The following is a 14,917-nucleotide window of genomic DNA, read 5'->3' on the forward strand; positions in this document are numbered from 1 at the left end:
CGCTGCCCGTCCCGGCGCCGGCGTTTGCGGGGGCATCCGGCGGAGGTATTTTCCGCCAAGGTGAAAGGGCTGGGAGATGAGTGCGCGCCTGACCGCCGATTTCTGGGTCCGCGCCTATCTCGCCCGGCTCCAGGCGGCGCATATCCCGGCATACGTGACCGCAAAGGGCGATCCGACGGCGGGCGCGGTGCTGGTGAAACTCGCGACACTCGACGGACACGCGCGGCTCTTCCAGCGGAGTTTCGACCTGACGACCGGCGCACGCGCCTGGGTGGTCCTCTCCGAGGGGGCGGAGGCCGATGTTGACGCGGCGATCCTGCGCCAGCGGCGGACCGACCCCGACCTCTGGGTGATCGAGATCGAAAGCCGCGAAGGTCGGACGCTTCTCGACGAGGACGGACTTTCCGACTGATCCCCTTTCATCTTGCCCGAAATACCTCGGGGGAGGTCGCCGGGCTTCGCCCGGCGGCCCGGGGGCGGCGCCCCCGTCCGGCGATGGACAATCTCGCCGGTGGCGGGGATAGTTCGACCGGTACGAGGGTTAGGGGCATGGACTGGCGGGACGAAGGCGCACTTCTGACGGTGCGACAACACGGGGAGACGTCGGCGATCGTCGAGGTCTTCACCGCGGCGCATGGACGCCATGCCGGCGTCGTCCGGGGCGGGGCGTCGCGGAAAGTCGCGCCGCTTCTGCAGCCGGGCGCGCAGCTCGACCTGACCTGGCGGGCCAGGCTCGACGATCATATTGGTACCTTCACGGTGGAGCCCCTGCGCTCCCGCGCCGGCGTCCTGTCCGACCGGCTGGCGCTTGCGGCGCTCAACTCGGTCTGCGCGCTCTTGCACGCGACCCTCCCGGAACGCGAACCGCATCCCGGCCTCTACACGGCCACGGTGGGCCTTCTCGATTCTCTCGGGGCGCCGACTGCATGGGTTCTGGCCTATCTCCGCTGGGAGTTGATGCTTCTCGAAGAGCTTGGCTACGGGCTCGACCTTACCTCCTGCGCCGTCACCGGCAGCCGGGAGGACCTCGCCTATGTCAGTCCGAAATCCGGCCGCGCGGTAGCGCGGGGCGCGGCGGGTCAATGGGCGGACCGGCTGCTGCCGCTGCCGCCCTGCCTGCTCGGCCAGGGACCGGCGGACCCGGTCGAACTTGCCGCCGGGATGACCACGACCGGGTATTTCCTCGAACACCGGCTGTTTCCCGACCTCGGTACGCGCCCCCTTCCAGAGGCGCGCCGGCGCTTTGCCGCGATGGTGGCCCGTCAGGGCTGAATCGTGAAGACCATCACCGGCCCGTCCGGGGAGGAGAGGATCAGAACGTCGCCCTGCACCTCTGCCAATGTCACGCGACCGAGTGCGGTGAAGAAAAGCTGTTCGGCCGAAAGATCGGCGCAGGCGCGCTTTGTCGACAGAATCCGTTCAGCCCGGAACCAGGGATAGGGTGCGGTCTGATTGCCGCTGTACCGGTTGCAGGGCGCATCGCCCGCGATCTTTCCCGGCGCGGGAAAACGGATCGTCGCCCGCGCGGCGAAGGCGGTGCCGTCGATCTCGGTCAAACGCCAGACCGAGCCTTCCGGCACAAAGCCCCGTAGCGTCTCGTCGCCTGCGCAGGCGCTGAGCGCGACGGTCGTGGAGAGGGCAGCGGCGAGCGGGGCGATGCGGCGCATGGCACCTATCCGACCATGCCGGCCAGTCGCATTCAAGGGAAAACCGCCGCCGGCGTCCCGTTGCGACAAACGGGGTCGGAAACCGTCGCGACTTGGATTCGCGCGCGGTCATTTCTCGGGAGCGGAGGCCAGATGCTCAGTCGTAACATCCCCGAATTCCTGCGCCATGCGCCGACACCAGGCGTCAAGGGCTTCGCAATCCTTGCCGGGATCGAAGCGTCGCTACGCGGCATCCTGATCTCGGTCTGGCCGCTCGTCATGTACCGGGCGCTCGGCGAGAACGCCGCGCATGTGAGCCTGCTCTATTTCGTCGTCGGAGTCGCGTCGCTCAGCTGGGGGCTGATGGTACCGTGGACAAGCCGCTTCGTGCCGCGCCGCTGGGTCTACACGCTCGGGGTCGGCTTCTACATCGCGGGCTCGCTTCTCGCGATACGGGGCGGGCCGGTGCTGACGCCGGTGGCGATGGCGATGAACAGTCTCGCCACCGTGACGGTCTTCATCTGCACCAATGCCTACATCATGGACTACATCGCCCGGCACGAACTGGGAAAGAACGAGACTCTGAAGCTTCTCTACAGTGCGATCTCATGGGCGGTCGGGCCGATGCTCGGGGTGTTCCTTTGGAAATACTGGGAACCGCTGCCGTTCCTCCTGGCGATGGCCTTCGCTTTGATGCTGCTGGCCACGTTCTGGGCGCTGAGGCTCGGCAACGGAAAACTGATCACGCGGGCGCGGGCGCCGGCGCCGAACCCGTTGGCCTATCTCGGCCGGTTCTTTCGTCAGCCAAGGCTCATCGCCGGCTGGCTTTTCGCGGTCCTGCGCTCCGCGGGGTGGTGGGTTTACGTGGTCTACCTGCCGATCTTCTGCATCGAAGCGGGGCTTGGCGACCGGGTGGCTTCGGTCGCTTTCTCGTTCTCGAACGCAATGTTGCTGCTCGCCCCCTTCATGCTGCGCTGGATGCAGAGGCGGGGATTGCGACGCGCCGTGCAGATCTCGTTCGCGGCCTGTGCCGGTTGTTTTCTTGCAGCCGGCCTCGGCCAGTTCTGGCCGCCCATCGCGGTGATCGCGCTCCTCACAGGCTCGGTCTTCCTTGTCATGCTCGACACGTTCGGGGGGCTGCCGTTTCTCATGTCGGTGCGTCCAGCGGAACGGACGGAGATGTCGGCGGTCTATTCAAGCTTCCGCGACGTCTCGGGCATCCTCACGCCCGGCGTCGCCTGGCTGGTTCTCATCGTGTCGCCCATATCCGGGGTATTCCTCGCCTGTGCGGCGGGGCTCGCGGCCATGACGGCGGTTGCCGGCCTCATGCATCCGAGGATGGGCGAGAAGCGCGGGCCAAGGTCGGACCAGCCCGCCTGATACGCTCCTACTCGGCCGCCGGGTTGAGCGGCGACGACATCGCGGCGAGGAACTCCACCACCGCTCCGATCTCGCCCGGATCATGGATTCCCGGATCGGGCATCGTCGTCCCGGGCGCGGCCACCTCCGGCGCCTCCAGAAAGGTCGCCAGCCGGTCGGTGGTCCACGTCGTTTCCTGTGCCCGCATCCAGTCCGAATAGCTGGCGTAGCGCGTGCCGCCGATCCGCGAGCCCACAATGGTGGCGAGGCTCGGCGCGAAGTCGTTCACATCGGGATCGAGCGAGTGGCATTTGAGACAGGTGTTGAGGTTCGATTCCAGCCGCTCCCGGACATGGGCGTCGAGGGTCGGCTGGTCGAGATAGGCACTGAGGAAGCTCATCGCCTGCCCGTTCGGGGTCTCGGTCAGGAACACCAACTCGTTGTCGTCGGTGAAAAGAACCAGCCGGTCTTCATCCAGCTGCCGCGCCGCCCGGATGCGTTCGCCGATCGGGATCCGCTCGGCGAACATGACCCGGCGGTCGACGATGCGGAAGCGGTAGAGCGACTGGTCCTTGAGCGTGCCCATCAGGATGTCTCCATCCCAGGCCGGATTGAAGCCGTGCAGGAGTTCGAGGCTGGAAATAGCCACCGAGGGCAGGAAGGCGTAGATGGGCGGCTCAAACCTGTCGTGACGGCCGTAGGACAGCGTGCTCGGGATCGGCAGGCGGTTATAGAGAGTGCCGAGGCTCTCGTGTGGCCAGCCGTAATCCTTGCCATCCTCGATCAGGTTGAGTTCGTCCCCGCCCCTCAGCCCGTGTTCAACCGTCCAGAGCTGCCCCTCGGCGTCGAACGTAATGCCCTGCATGTTGCGCAATCCTTGCGCGATCTGCCGGTTCTCGCCCGTGACGAGGTCGATCTCGATCACCTTGCCGTAATCGTAGGCCGGATCCTGCGCGATGGCCGGCATCTCCGAAAAGACGCCGTCGATATGGAAGTCGCCGCTGCCGAGGTAAAGCCGACCGTTTCCATCGTAGGCCATGCGACCGCCGCCAATCTGCACCTCGATCGCGCTCTCCTTCTTCTTCAGAGGCAGGCAAGGCTCGGTGACGTAAGCGGTGTGCCAATCGTCTGCCGTTGCCGTGAACGCGGCGAGTTCGGGCGCGGTGGACGGGATGTCGAGGACCGAGACGATGGTGTGAAAACAGCGCCGCTCAGGTTCGAAGCGGATGAAGGACAGGGCAAGGTGGCTGCCGCCGTTCATTTGATAGGCAAGGATATCGAAGTAGCGATAGGCCCAAAGCTCGAAATGGTAGTCGCTGTTGGCGGGATCCTTGGCGAAGTCGCGGTAGGCCTCGAAGCCGTAATCGGGAACGCCGATCGACAGCGGACGCACGTCATCGGGCGCGCTTGCGAGGAAAAGCTTGCCGTCGATCGTCGCAAGAACGGCGGTGTCGTCGACGACGGTAAGGCCGCCGCCGCGCCCGTAGCGGGTGATCGGAACCTGAATGGTTTCGCGGTGAAAGGTCAGGAAGATGCTTTCGACATCGGGGTCGGTCACCGGCTCCGGCGGCGGTGGCGGCGCGATCTTGAGCGCGGCCCGACGGATGATGGCCGAGGGTTCGATCAGAAATTCTGCAGAGATGCCCGCGACGAACCCGAACAGCAACACGCCGCCCGTCATGAGGCTCAACGCGAGCCACCGCGATCTTGATCGCTTTCCCGACATTGCCAAACCCCACATCAGCCCGGCACGTTCCCCGGGACAAGGGTGATGAAATCGGGATGGTCAGGTCAAACCTTCATTTGGCAACATTCTGTTGCGGGATTCGATCCTGCCCGACCCTGCCGGGAAGGATGGGGGCCGGTTCCTGTCAGGGTCTTGATACAGGTCAGTCCCGGCGCCGAAAAAAAATTCGCGACGCCGGGATGGAACGACGATCAGTTCCCGCTGTCGAGCAGACGGCGCGCGATGACCTGCGCCTGGATCTCGGCCGCACCCTCGAAGATATTGAGGATGCGCGCGTCGCAGAGGATCCGGCTGATCTGGTATTCGAGTGCGAAGCCGTTGCCGCCGTGGATCTGCAGCGCATTGTCCGCCGCCGCCCAGGCAACACGGGCGCCCAGCAGCTTCGCCATGCCGGCCTCGAGGTCGCAGCGCTTGTCGTGGTCCTTCTGCCAGGCGCTGTGATAGGTCAGCTGCCGGGCGATCATGATCTCGACCGCCATCATGGCCAGCTTGCCCGAGACGCGGGGGAACTCGATCAGCGACTTGCCGAACTGCTTGCGGTCCTCGGCGTATTTCATGCCGACCTCAAGCGCCGACTGCGCCACGCCGATGGCGCGCGCCGCGGTCTGGATGCGGGCGCTCTCGAAGGTCTGCATGAGCTGCTTGAAGCCTTGCCCCTCGACGCCGCCCAGCAGGTTCCCGCCCTTCACCCTGAAGCCGTCGAAGCCAAGCTCATATTCCTTCATTCCCCGGTAGCCCAGCACCTCGATCTCGCCGCCGGTCATGCCGGGCGTGGGGAACGGGTCTTCGTCGGTGCCCGGCGTTTTCTCGGCCAGGAACATCGAAAGGCCGCGATAATCGGTCGTCGACGGATCGGTCCGCGCGAGGAGTGTCATCACATGGGTGCGCGCGGCATGGGTGATCCAGGTCTTGTTCCCGGTGATCTCCCAGTCGTCGCCCACCTTCACGGCGCGGGTGCGCAAGCTGCCGAGGTCCGATCCGGTGTTGGGCTCGGTAAAGACCGCTGTCGGCAGGATCTCACCACTTGCGAGCTTCGGCAGCCACTGCGCCTTCTGCTCCGGCGTGCCGCCGCAGAGGATCAGTTCCGCCGCGATCTCGCTGCGCGTCCCGAGCGACCCCACGCCGATATAGCCCCGCGACAGCTCCTCGCTGACAACGACCATCGAGGCCTTCGACAGGCCGAGCCCGCCGAATTCCTCGGGGATCGTCAGGCCGAAGACGCCGAGCTCGGCGAGTTCCTCGATGACTGCCATCGGGATCAGCTCGTCCTTCAGGTGCCAGTCGTGGGCGTTCGGCACGACGCGCTCCTCCGCATAGCGGCGGAACTGGTCGCGGATCATCTCGAGGTCATCGTCGAGCCCCGTCGCCCCGACGGTCGCGCGCCCGTGGTTTTCGCGCATCAGCGCGACAAGCCGCGCCCGCGCCGCCGGGATGTTCCCTCCGCCGATGAGCTGCGCCGCCGCGCCATCGGGCGCCCAGGACAGGCCAAGGTCGGAAAGCCGCGCGACCTCGCCCTGGCTCATCGGGATGCCGCCGGCGATCTGCGACAGGTATTCGCCGAAGCCGATCTGGAGGATCAGTTGCTCCATCTCGCCGAGCGCACCCGCCTCGGCGATACGGCCGGCCCAGCCGTGCAGTTGACGGAGCGATTCGACATAGGTGGCGAGCCATGAGAGCGCATGCGCCTCGAATTGCCGCGTCTCCAGCGCCGCGCCCGAAACCTTGCCGCCCGTGTCAACCGCGGTCCGCAGCGAGGATTGCGCATTGGCCAGAAGCGCATCGACCGGAGCAAGCGCCGCCTGAGTCAGCGAAAGAAGGTCGGGAAGGATCACGGAATTCGGCATCTCAGCCCCATCATGCGCCATGAATCGGCTCCTTTTCTGCGGTCGCATCGTCGTAGCGATTTTGCACATGCAGCGCAATATTAATTCGTTTACGTAGCGCCGCCGGAACAAAAATGTCGCCGCGATTTTCGCCCTGCCCCTCGCCCGGCGAAGCGTCTATGACCGGCCCAAAAGGGTGCAGCATGTTCGGACTGGAGACCTGGGAGATCGTTCTGGCGGCGGCGGTGACGCTGTTTTCCGGCTTCGTCAAGGGCGCGGTAGGCTTCGCCATGCCGATGATCATGATCTCGGCCTTCGGGTCGTTCCTGCCGAAGGAAACTGCGCTCGCGCTCGTCATCCTGCCGACGCTGGTGACGAACGTCGCCCAGGCCTTCCGGCAGGGCTGGCGCGCCGCCTGGGGCAGCGTGGTCGTCTACCGGCGCCACATCGCGATGGTGGTGATCTTCCTGATCATCTCGGCGCAATTCGTGACCGTGATTCCTCAGTCGCTCATGTATTTCCTTCTCGGGGCGCCGATCCTCGCTTTCGCCCTCTGGCAGCTCTCCGGCCGCAGCCTTGCCATTCACATCGACCATCGTGCGCGGGTGGAAACGGTGCTCGGCGTCATCGGCGGGCTCTATGGCGGTATCTCCGGCATCTGGGGGCCGCCGCTCATCATCTACCTGATCTCGATCGGCGCCGAGAAGCGCGAGACGGTGCGTGTGCAGGGCGTCGTCTTCCTGATCGGCGCGGTGGTGCTGACGGCGGCGCACCTGAACTCGGGCGTCCTGAACGCGCAGAGCCTGCCTCTTTCTGCGCTCATGGTTGTGCCGGCGACGCTTGGCCTATGGGCCGGTTTCAGGATGCAGGACCGGCTCGACGCTGCCCGCTTCCGCCGCTGGACGCTGATCCTTCTCGTTCTGACGGGCTTCAACCTCGTGCGTCGGGCGCTGACGCTCTGAACAAAAAGGGCCGCCCGAAGGCGGCCCTGTCCGAAATCGCCATGCTGGCCTCAGCCGATCGCGGCCGCGCGGACGTCGTCGTCGATATAGGGCACGTACGGCGCGAAGTTGTCGGCGAACATGTTCACGAGCTTCCTGGCCTGCACGTCATAGGCCGCCTCGTCCTCCCAGGTCCGGCGCGGATCGAGGAGCACGTCAGCGACATCGGGAACCGAGACGGGCACGTCGAAGCCGAAGTTCGGGTCTTTGCGGAACGTCGCGTTGGCGAGAGACCCGTCAAGCGCGGCCGTCAGCAGGATCCGGGTGGAGCGGATTGGCATGCGCGAGCCCGAGCCGTAGGCGCCGCCGGTCCAGCCCGTGTTGACGAGCCAGCAGGTCGCGCCGTGGTCGCGGATCTTCTGTTGCAGGAGCTTGCCATAGACCTCGGGCCGGCGCGGCATGAAAGGCGCGCCAAAGCAGGTGGAGAAGGTCGGGATCGGCTCGACCACGCCGACCTCGGTCCCCGGGGTCTTCGAGGTGAAGCCCGACAGGAAGTGGTACATCGCCTGTGCCGGCGTCAGACGCGCGATCGGCGGCAGCACGCCATAGGCGTCGCAGGTCAGCATGATCACGTTCTTCGGATGCCCGCCGAGGCTGGTCTCCGAGGCGTTCGAGATCGCTTCGAGCGGATAGGCGCAGCGCATGTTGTCGGTGATCGAGTTGTCCGTGAAGTCCAGTTCCAGCGTCTCGGCGTCGTAGACCATGTTCTCGACCACGGTTCCGAACATCGAGCAGGTCGCGTAGATCTCCGGCTCGGCCTCTTCCGACAGGTTGATCGTCTTGGCGTAGCAGCCGCCCTCGAAGTTGAAGGTGCCCTTCTCGGACCAGCCGTGCTCGTCATCGCCGATGAGCGTGCGCGAGGGGTCGGCCGACAGCGTCGTCTTGCCGGTGCCCGAAAGGCCGAAGAAAACGGCCGCGTCGTCGGGGTCGCCGATCGCGTGGTTGGCCGAGCAATGCATCGCCATCACGCCCTTGCCCGGCAGGATGTAGTTCAGGAGGGTGAAGACCGATTTTTTGTTCTCGCCCGCATAGGCGGTATTTCCGATCAGGATCAGCTTCTTTTCGAAGTTGAGGGCGATCACGGTTTCCGAACGGCAGCCGTGACGCTCAGGGTCGGCCTTGAACGACGGGCAGTTGATGATGGTGAATTCGGGAATGAAATCATCAAGTTCCGCCCGCTCGGGTCGGCGCAGCAGATGGCGGATGAAAAGACCGTGCCAGGCCAGTTCGGTCACCACGCGCACGTCCAGACGGTGTTCGGGATCGGCGCCGGCAAAAAGATCCTGCACGAAATAGTCGCCGCCCTTCATGTGCGCCAGCATGTCCGCATGGAGCCGATCAAAGGCCTCGGGGGCCATAGGCGCGTTGTTTTCCCACCAGATCGTGTCTTCGACCGACGGTGTGCGGACAACGAATTTGTCTTTCGGCGAACGGCCCGTGTGCTTGCCCGTCGAAACCAGGAAAGCCCCGCCCTGGCCCAGCGTGCCCTCGCCGCGCTTGATGGCAGCTTCCACCAATGCGGCCTCATTGAGGTTGTAAGAGACGTGAGCCGGCCCTGCGATACCCTGATCTTCCAAGCGCTGCGAAGGGTTCACCCGTCCATTCGTCATATTCATGCTCCCGATGCCGCGGTCCGCGGCTCCTCAAGGGTTCAAATGCACCGCCCCGACTGCGCGGGACGCCGTCCGTGCCCCCGCACCGGGGCCGGCACGGCCCCTATATCATGCCGCCAGAATCTTGGAATAGAAGGCTCTGTCGCGGTTAGCGCCACCATTGCCGGTTTAGCGCAACCATGCCGACAAACCCGGCGGCGAAACCGCAACGATCGTCGGAAGTGAGGCAAATTAGTCAAAGCTTCGCAATTTTCGATGCTTCTGATTCGGGTCGGCGGAGTGATTCGCACTTATCAGTTGCTTCTGACGCGGGGAAATTGGACTATGTGTGAAAAATCAAGGCAAACAAGAGCAGAACGAGGAAGCCGAACATGTCGAGGATCGCGCTCGTCGATGACGACAGGAACATCCTGACGTCCGTATCCATGACGCTTGAGGCGGAGGGATACGAAGTCGAAACCTACAATGATGGCCAGGCCGCGCTGGACGCCTTCAACAAGCGTCTGCCGGACATGGCCGTTCTGGATATCAAGATGCCGCGCATGGACGGGATGGAACTGTTGCAGCGGCTTCGCCAGAAGACCTCCATGCCGGTGATCTTCCTGACTTCGAAGGACGACGAGATCGACGAGGTTCTCGGCCTTCGGATGGGCGCCGACGACTACGTTAAGAAGCCCTTTTCTCAAAGACTTCTGGTCGAACGGATCCGGGCGCTGCTGCGCCGCCAGGAAGCCATCGCCAGCGGCGAGGTCGCGACCACCGAGGAAACCAAGATCATGACGCGGGGGTCGCTGACGATGGACCCTCTGCGCCATTCGGTGACGTGGAAGGGCAAGGACGTCGCCTTGACGGTGACGGAATTCCTGCTGCTCCAGGCTCTGGCGCAGCGGCCGGGATTTGTGAAAAGCCGCGACCAGCTCATGGATGTCGCTTATGACGATCAGGTCTATGTCGACGACCGCACGATCGACAGCCATATCAAGCGGCTTCGGAAAAAGATGCGGACCGTCGATGACGACTTCACCGCGATCGAGACGCTTTATGGAATTGGGTATCGTTACAACGAAGAATGACACTGGCGTCGAGGATCGATTTGCGCGACCAAACTGAGTCCCGCCGCGCGGATGTCGTCCTCGGCGAGGACTGGACCGCGCCTGAAGGGTTCGTGGAATCCGAGCTGAAGGCCGGACGCGAGCGGCGGGGCTTCATTTCGCTGAACCGCTCGCCGCTGGCGCGCAAGATCATCACCTTCAACCTCATGGCGATGATTGTCCTCGTTGCGGGGGTTCTTTACCTGAACCCGTTCCGCGACAGTCTCGTCCTTCAGCGCGAAAGCGGCCTTGTCGCCGAGGCGCAGCTGGTCGCGGATGTCTTCGAGGCGCAGCTGCCGCAGGGAAGCCCGGTGAACCTCGCTACCGGCGACGGGATCGATGCATTGCGCACGGCTCAAGGCATCGAATTGCCGGACGGCGCCGAGCTTTTCGTCTTCGACACGCGGGAAAACCTCGTCGTATCGACGGTCGGCATGGAGCGGCCCGAACGCGAGACGGTTGCCGGATTGCAGCGCGACCGCCGCTCGACCCTGATCACGGACATCCTGAATTCGGTCTGGGAAGGTATCGCCGGACTTCTCGCCCCACAAAGCGCGCAGGACCCGATCTATGGCGGTGAGGAGCTTGCGCGCGATCTCGTTCCCGGCGCGCTCGCGGGCGAGACCCAGATCCGCACCGGCCGCGACGTCGCGGGCGAGGCGCTGTTCACCGTCGTCACGCCGATACGCCACGACGGACAGGTGATCGGGGTTGCCGCCATCACCTCCATCGCCGGAGAGATCGACCAACTCGTCAGGGTCGAGCGCGAGCAGGTCCTGCAGATGTTCGTCATCGCGATCATCGTTTCGATCGGCCTCAGCCTGGTCCTGGCCTCGACCATCGCCAACCCGCTCTCCGATCTTGCCGCCGCGGCCGAGCTTGGCCGCGACAAGAACGCCCGCAAGATGTCTCCCAGCCGCGTCCGCATCCCCGATCTGACGGCCCGTCCGGACGAAATCGGCCGCCTGTCCGGCGCGATGCGCGGCATGGTGGCGGCGCTTTACGAGCGGATCGAGTCGAACGAACAGTTCGCCGCCGACGTGGCGCATGAGATCAAGAACCCGCTTGCGTCCTTGCGGTCGGCGGTCGGCACGCTGCGCGTCGCCAAACGCGAAGACCAGCGCGACAAGCTTCTGAACGTCATCGACCACGACGTGCGCCGGCTCGACCGTCTGGTAAGCGACATCTCGAATGCCTCCCGCCTCGACAGCGAACTGGTCAAGGAAGAGGAGGAGACCTTCAACCTCCTCAAGATGCTCACCAACATCACCGAATATCTCGGCGAGGAGGCGAAGGCGAAAGGTGTCGACTTCATCTCCGACCTGCCGCCCGAACCGATCGTCATCACCGGGCTCGAAGGCCGGCTGGCGCAGGTCTTCGTGAACCTCATCACCAACGCGGTGTCGTTCTGCCAGGATGGGGACGCGGTCCGGGTCTGGGCAAGGAAACGCGAGAACCGCGTGCTCGTCGTGGTCGAAGATACCGGGCCGGGCATTCCCGACCAGGCCCTAACGAAGATCTTCAAGCGCTTCTACTCCGAACGGCCCGAAGGCCAGTTCGGCGAGCATTCCGGCCTTGGCCTCGCCATCTCGAAACAGATCGTCGAAGCACATGGCGGTGTCATCTGGGCCGAGAACATCCGGCCGACGGACGCCGACATCACCTCCGAACCCCTTGGCGCCCGCTTCGTCGTGGGCTTGCCGGTGTGAGCGCGGGCGGCGCGAAGGGCATGATCCTTCACGCCGGATGTGTCTGTCTGGGCGGTCGGGGGGTGCTGATCCTCGGGCCTTCGGGGAGCGGGAAGTCAGGCCTCGCCCTGCAGCTCATGGCCTATGGCTGCCGTCTCGTGAGTGACGACCGCACCGCCGTTGCCGCGCGCGACGGCATTCTCATCGCAACCGCTCCCGAAGCGATCCGCGGGCGGATCGAGGCGCGCGCTGTCGGGCTTCTGACGGCAGAGCCGGTGCGGGTCGCGCGGGTCGTGCTTGCCGTCGACCTCGCCCATCTGGAGGCCGACCGCCTGCCACCTTGGCGCATCCACACCGTACTTGGCGTCGATCTGCCCTTGCTTCACAGGGTCGAGAGCCCCCATTTTCCAGCCGCAATCCTGCAATATCTTAAAGCGGGACGGGCAGCATGACGGAGATGGATTTGGGGAATGGACGCATGCAGAGCGGTCAGCGGGTGGTGCTGGTGACCGGGCCTTCGGGCGCCGGCCGTTCGACCGCGATCCACGCGCTCGAAGATCTGGGCTACGAGGTCATCGACAATCTGCCTTTCAGTCTCATCCCGCGCCTGCTCGACGGTCCGCCGCTGGCGCGGCCCGTGGCGCTCGGCATCGATGTCCGGAACCGGGATTTCTCCGCCACGGCTTTGATCGAGCTTATCGACCGTTTGACGCGTCTGCCCGAGGTGGCGCCGGAAGTCCTCTATCTGGACTGCCGGCCCGAGGAACTGATCCGCCGCTTCGGTGAAACCCGCCGGCGGCATCCGCTGACCGGCGCCGATACGCCGGCAGAAGGCGTGGCGAGCGAGATAGATCTGTTGGTGCCAATCCGCGCGCGGGCCGAAGTGTTGATCGACACGTCCGATCTTTCGCCCCACGACCTAAAGGCGGAGGTCGGCCGCTGGTTCGGCGAGGGACCGGACCCGCGGCTCGCCGTCTCGGTCCACAGTTTTTCCTACAAACGCGGGGTGCCGCGCGGGGTCGACATGATGTTCGATTGCCGGTTCCTCAAGAATCCGCACTGGGAACCGGAGCTGCGCGCGCTCGACGGCCGGGCGCCGGCCGTGGAGGAGTATGTCGCAAGCGATCCGCGTTTCGACGAGTTCTTCGCCCGCACCCGTGACCTCCTCCTCATGCTGCTTCCCGCGCATGTCGAGGAAGGGAAAAGCCATCTGGCCATCGGTTTCGGTTGTACCGGAGGGCAACACCGCTCGGTTGCCGTAGCGGAAAAGATGGCCAATGCGCTTGCGGAGGCGGGTTGGCAGGTGTCTAAGAGGCACCGGGAACTGGAACGACGGGCGGGTGGGGCGTCCGGCACTTTGCAAGGTGACAGGGCGTGATCGGGATCGTGATCGTCGCACATGGTGGTCTGGCGCGGGAATATCTTTCCGCCGTCGAGCACGTCGTGGGCAAACAAGAGGGCATCCGCGCGATCGCGATCGAGGAAGATCACGACCGCGCTGCCAAACAGGCCGAAATCCGTGCCGCGGCCGATGCCGTCGACACCGGGGATGGCGTTGTCGTCGTTACCGACATGTTCGGTGGCTCGCCGTCCAATCTTTCGCTCTGCGCCTGTGAGAGCAATGACCGCCAGATTCTCTACGGTGCCAACCTGCCCATGCTGATCAAGCTCGCCAAATCGCGGCACCTGCCGGTGCCGGAGGCTGCCGGCTCCGCGCTCGACGCCGGGCGCAAGTACATAAACTGTTATGTGGGTTCGGGTCAGGGTAGCCAATGACGGCGCGGTCTTTGAAGATCATCAACGAAAAGGGGCTCCATGCCCGTGCCTCCGCGAAGTTCGTCGAAGTGGTCGAGGCATACGACGCCTCGGCGGAGGTCGGGCGCGACGGGATGAGCGTTTCGGGGGATTCGATCATGGGCCTTCTGATGCTCGCGGCATCGAAGGGCACGGTGATTGACGTTACGACAAGCGGAAACGAGGCGGCAAAACTCGCCGATGCATTGGCCGCGCTTGTTGCCAACCGGTTCGGGGAAGACTACTGAGCCAGCCGGGACCGTGATGGGAGGACCCCCGGATTTTGCACGACGGAACCGAGACTGACCGAAGCGAGCCCGTATCCAAGCCATATGAGATGCGGCGGCTGTCCTATGCCGGGACGTTCAAGAACCCGGTGAAGGCGGGCACGATCCGTACCGTCGAGTGGATGTCCGGAAAGCTCCCGCTTCTGAGGCTGATCCGCGATTTCGAGCGGACGGGCGTGCCGACAGGGCAGGTTTTCTTCACCAAGGCGGTCGCGACGATGGGAATCGACGTCCTGACGCCGGAGGACCAGATCGCGCGCATACCCAGGGAAGGTCCGCTTGTCGTCGTGGCGAACCATCCGCACGGACTCGTCGACGGCTTGGTCATGGGTGACCTGATCGGCCGGGTCCGCACCGACTACAAGATCCTCACGCGCTCTCTCCTGACCGGAATCCCCGAGATCGAGGAGCACATGTTGCCCGTGCCGTTCCCGCATGAGGACAATGCCCGCGAACAGAGCCTCGAGATGCGCAACATCTGCATGTCGCATCTGAAGGCGGGCGGCGTGATCATCCTCTTTCCCGCCGGCAAGGTCGCGACGACCAGGGGCTTCTTCGGACGTGCGGTGGAACCGGAATGGAATCCGTTCACCGCGAAGATGGTGATGCGGTCGGGCGCGACCGTATTGCCGATCTTCTTTCCCGGCCAGAACACCCGGCTCTATCACGTCGCCGACAAGCTTTCCGCGACATTCCGCCAGGGATTGCTGCTGCATGAGATCTACCGGGCGCTCAACAAGCCCCAATCGCCGGTGATCGGGCACCCCATTCCGCCCGAGGAATTGCGGCGCTGGTCGTCGGATCCGCGTGGCCTTCTGGCCTGGCTGCGTCAGACCACGCTGGCCCTGACGGGCTGAGGCGCTTCCGG

16 protein-coding genes are annotated in these 14,917 nt (G+C 64.7%); 11 read left to right on the forward strand and 5 right to left on the reverse strand.

Annotated elements, in window-relative coordinates:
* Positions 1–76 precede the first annotated feature (76 nt).
* Complete coding sequence (locus V5734_RS05040) at positions 77–412, forward strand: DUF1491 family protein (protein WP_347312419.1); 336 nt, start codon at positions 77–79, stop codon at positions 410–412.
* 137 nt (positions 413–549) lie between these two features.
* Positions 550–1,272: a DNA repair protein RecO gene (gene recO / locus V5734_RS05045; protein ID WP_347312420.1), complete on the forward strand. Its 723-nt coding sequence runs from the start codon at positions 550–552 to the stop codon at positions 1,270–1,272.
* Here the strand turns inward: recO and V5734_RS05050 are convergent.
* On the reverse strand, positions 1,263–1,667 hold the full coding sequence (locus tag V5734_RS05050) for an META domain-containing protein (RefSeq protein ID WP_347312421.1): 405 nt from the start codon (positions 1,665–1,667) through the stop codon (positions 1,263–1,265). The genes recO and V5734_RS05050 overlap by 10 nt on opposite strands.
* Positions 1,668–1,799: 132 nt before the next feature.
* Between V5734_RS05050 and V5734_RS05055 the strand changes: the two genes are divergently transcribed.
* Complete coding sequence (locus tag V5734_RS05055; RefSeq protein ID WP_347312422.1) at positions 1,800–3,026, forward strand: MFS transporter; 1,227 nt, start codon at positions 1,800–1,802, stop codon at positions 3,024–3,026.
* Between the two features lie 7 nt (positions 3,027–3,033).
* On the opposite strand, the gene V5734_RS05060 is transcribed toward V5734_RS05055, so the two are convergent.
* The 3 genes from V5734_RS05060 to V5734_RS05070 form a co-directional block, all read right to left on the reverse strand.
* On the reverse strand, positions 3,034–4,686 hold the full coding sequence (locus tag V5734_RS05060) for a PQQ-dependent sugar dehydrogenase (RefSeq protein WP_347313576.1): 1,653 nt from the start codon (positions 4,684–4,686) through the stop codon (positions 3,034–3,036).
* Between the two features lie 257 nt (positions 4,687–4,943).
* A complete protein-coding gene (locus tag V5734_RS05065; RefSeq protein ID WP_347312423.1) occupies positions 4,944–6,617 on the reverse strand; it encodes an acyl-CoA dehydrogenase family protein in 1,674 nt (557 codons plus the stop codon).
* Complete coding sequence (locus V5734_RS05070) at positions 6,607–6,780, reverse strand: hypothetical protein (protein ID WP_347312424.1); 174 nt, start codon at positions 6,778–6,780, stop codon at positions 6,607–6,609. The genes V5734_RS05065 and V5734_RS05070 overlap by 11 nt, the downstream gene beginning before the upstream one ends.
* Here V5734_RS05070 and V5734_RS05075 point away from each other — a divergent pair.
* The gene (locus tag V5734_RS05075; protein ID WP_347312425.1) at positions 6,779–7,537 is read left to right on the forward strand and encodes a sulfite exporter TauE/SafE family protein; all 759 of its coding nucleotides are present in this window, start codon (positions 6,779–6,781) and stop codon (positions 7,535–7,537) included. The two genes, V5734_RS05070 and V5734_RS05075, sit on opposite strands and share 2 nt — an antisense overlap.
* A 50-nt stretch (positions 7,538–7,587) precedes the next feature.
* On the opposite strand, the gene V5734_RS05080 is transcribed toward V5734_RS05075, so the two are convergent.
* Positions 7,588–9,186, reverse strand: a complete 1,599-nt coding sequence (locus tag V5734_RS05080) for a phosphoenolpyruvate carboxykinase (RefSeq protein WP_347312426.1) — start codon at positions 9,184–9,186, stop codon at positions 7,588–7,590.
* A 374-nt stretch (positions 9,187–9,560) separates the two neighbouring features.
* Between V5734_RS05080 and V5734_RS05085 the strand changes: the two genes are divergently transcribed.
* The 7 genes from V5734_RS05085 (at position 9,561) to V5734_RS05115 (ending at position 14,906) form a co-directional block, all read left to right on the forward strand.
* A complete protein-coding gene (locus tag V5734_RS05085; RefSeq protein WP_347312427.1) occupies positions 9,561–10,262 on the forward strand; it encodes a response regulator transcription factor in 702 nt (233 codons plus the stop codon).
* Positions 10,259–11,989 carry a sensor histidine kinase gene (locus tag V5734_RS05090; RefSeq protein ID WP_347312428.1) on the forward strand — a complete coding sequence of 577 codons (1,731 nt, stop codon included), beginning with the start codon at positions 10,259–10,261 and terminating at the stop codon, positions 11,987–11,989. Before V5734_RS05085 ends, V5734_RS05090 begins: the two co-directional genes overlap by 4 nt.
* A 20-nt stretch (positions 11,990–12,009) precedes the next feature.
* Positions 12,010–12,420 (forward strand): HPr kinase/phosphorylase, encoded by a 411-nt coding sequence (locus tag V5734_RS05095; protein ID WP_347312429.1) that lies wholly within the window; start codon positions 12,010–12,012, stop codon positions 12,418–12,420.
* A 26-nt stretch (positions 12,421–12,446) separates the two neighbouring features.
* Positions 12,447–13,346 carry an RNase adapter RapZ gene (gene rapZ, locus V5734_RS05100; protein WP_347312430.1) on the forward strand — a complete coding sequence of 300 codons (900 nt, stop codon included), beginning with the start codon at positions 12,447–12,449 and terminating at the stop codon, positions 13,344–13,346.
* Positions 13,343–13,744, forward strand: coding sequence for a PTS sugar transporter subunit IIA (locus V5734_RS05105; protein ID WP_347312431.1), 402 nt, complete (start codon positions 13,343–13,345; stop codon positions 13,742–13,744). Before rapZ ends, V5734_RS05105 begins: the two co-directional genes overlap by 4 nt.
* Positions 13,741–14,010 (forward strand): HPr family phosphocarrier protein, encoded by a 270-nt coding sequence (locus V5734_RS05110; RefSeq protein WP_347312432.1) that lies wholly within the window; start codon positions 13,741–13,743, stop codon positions 14,008–14,010. Before V5734_RS05105 ends, V5734_RS05110 begins: the two co-directional genes overlap by 4 nt.
* Before the next feature lie 89 nt (positions 14,011–14,099).
* Entirely contained in the window at positions 14,100–14,906 is an 807-nt protein-coding gene (locus V5734_RS05115) for a lysophospholipid acyltransferase family protein (RefSeq protein WP_347312433.1), read from the forward strand.
* Positions 14,907–14,917 lie beyond the last annotated feature (11 nt).

The organism is Defluviimonas sp. SAOS-178_SWC (assembly GCF_039830135.1).
GTDB lineage: Bacteria > Pseudomonadota > Alphaproteobacteria > Rhodobacterales > Rhodobacteraceae > Albidovulum.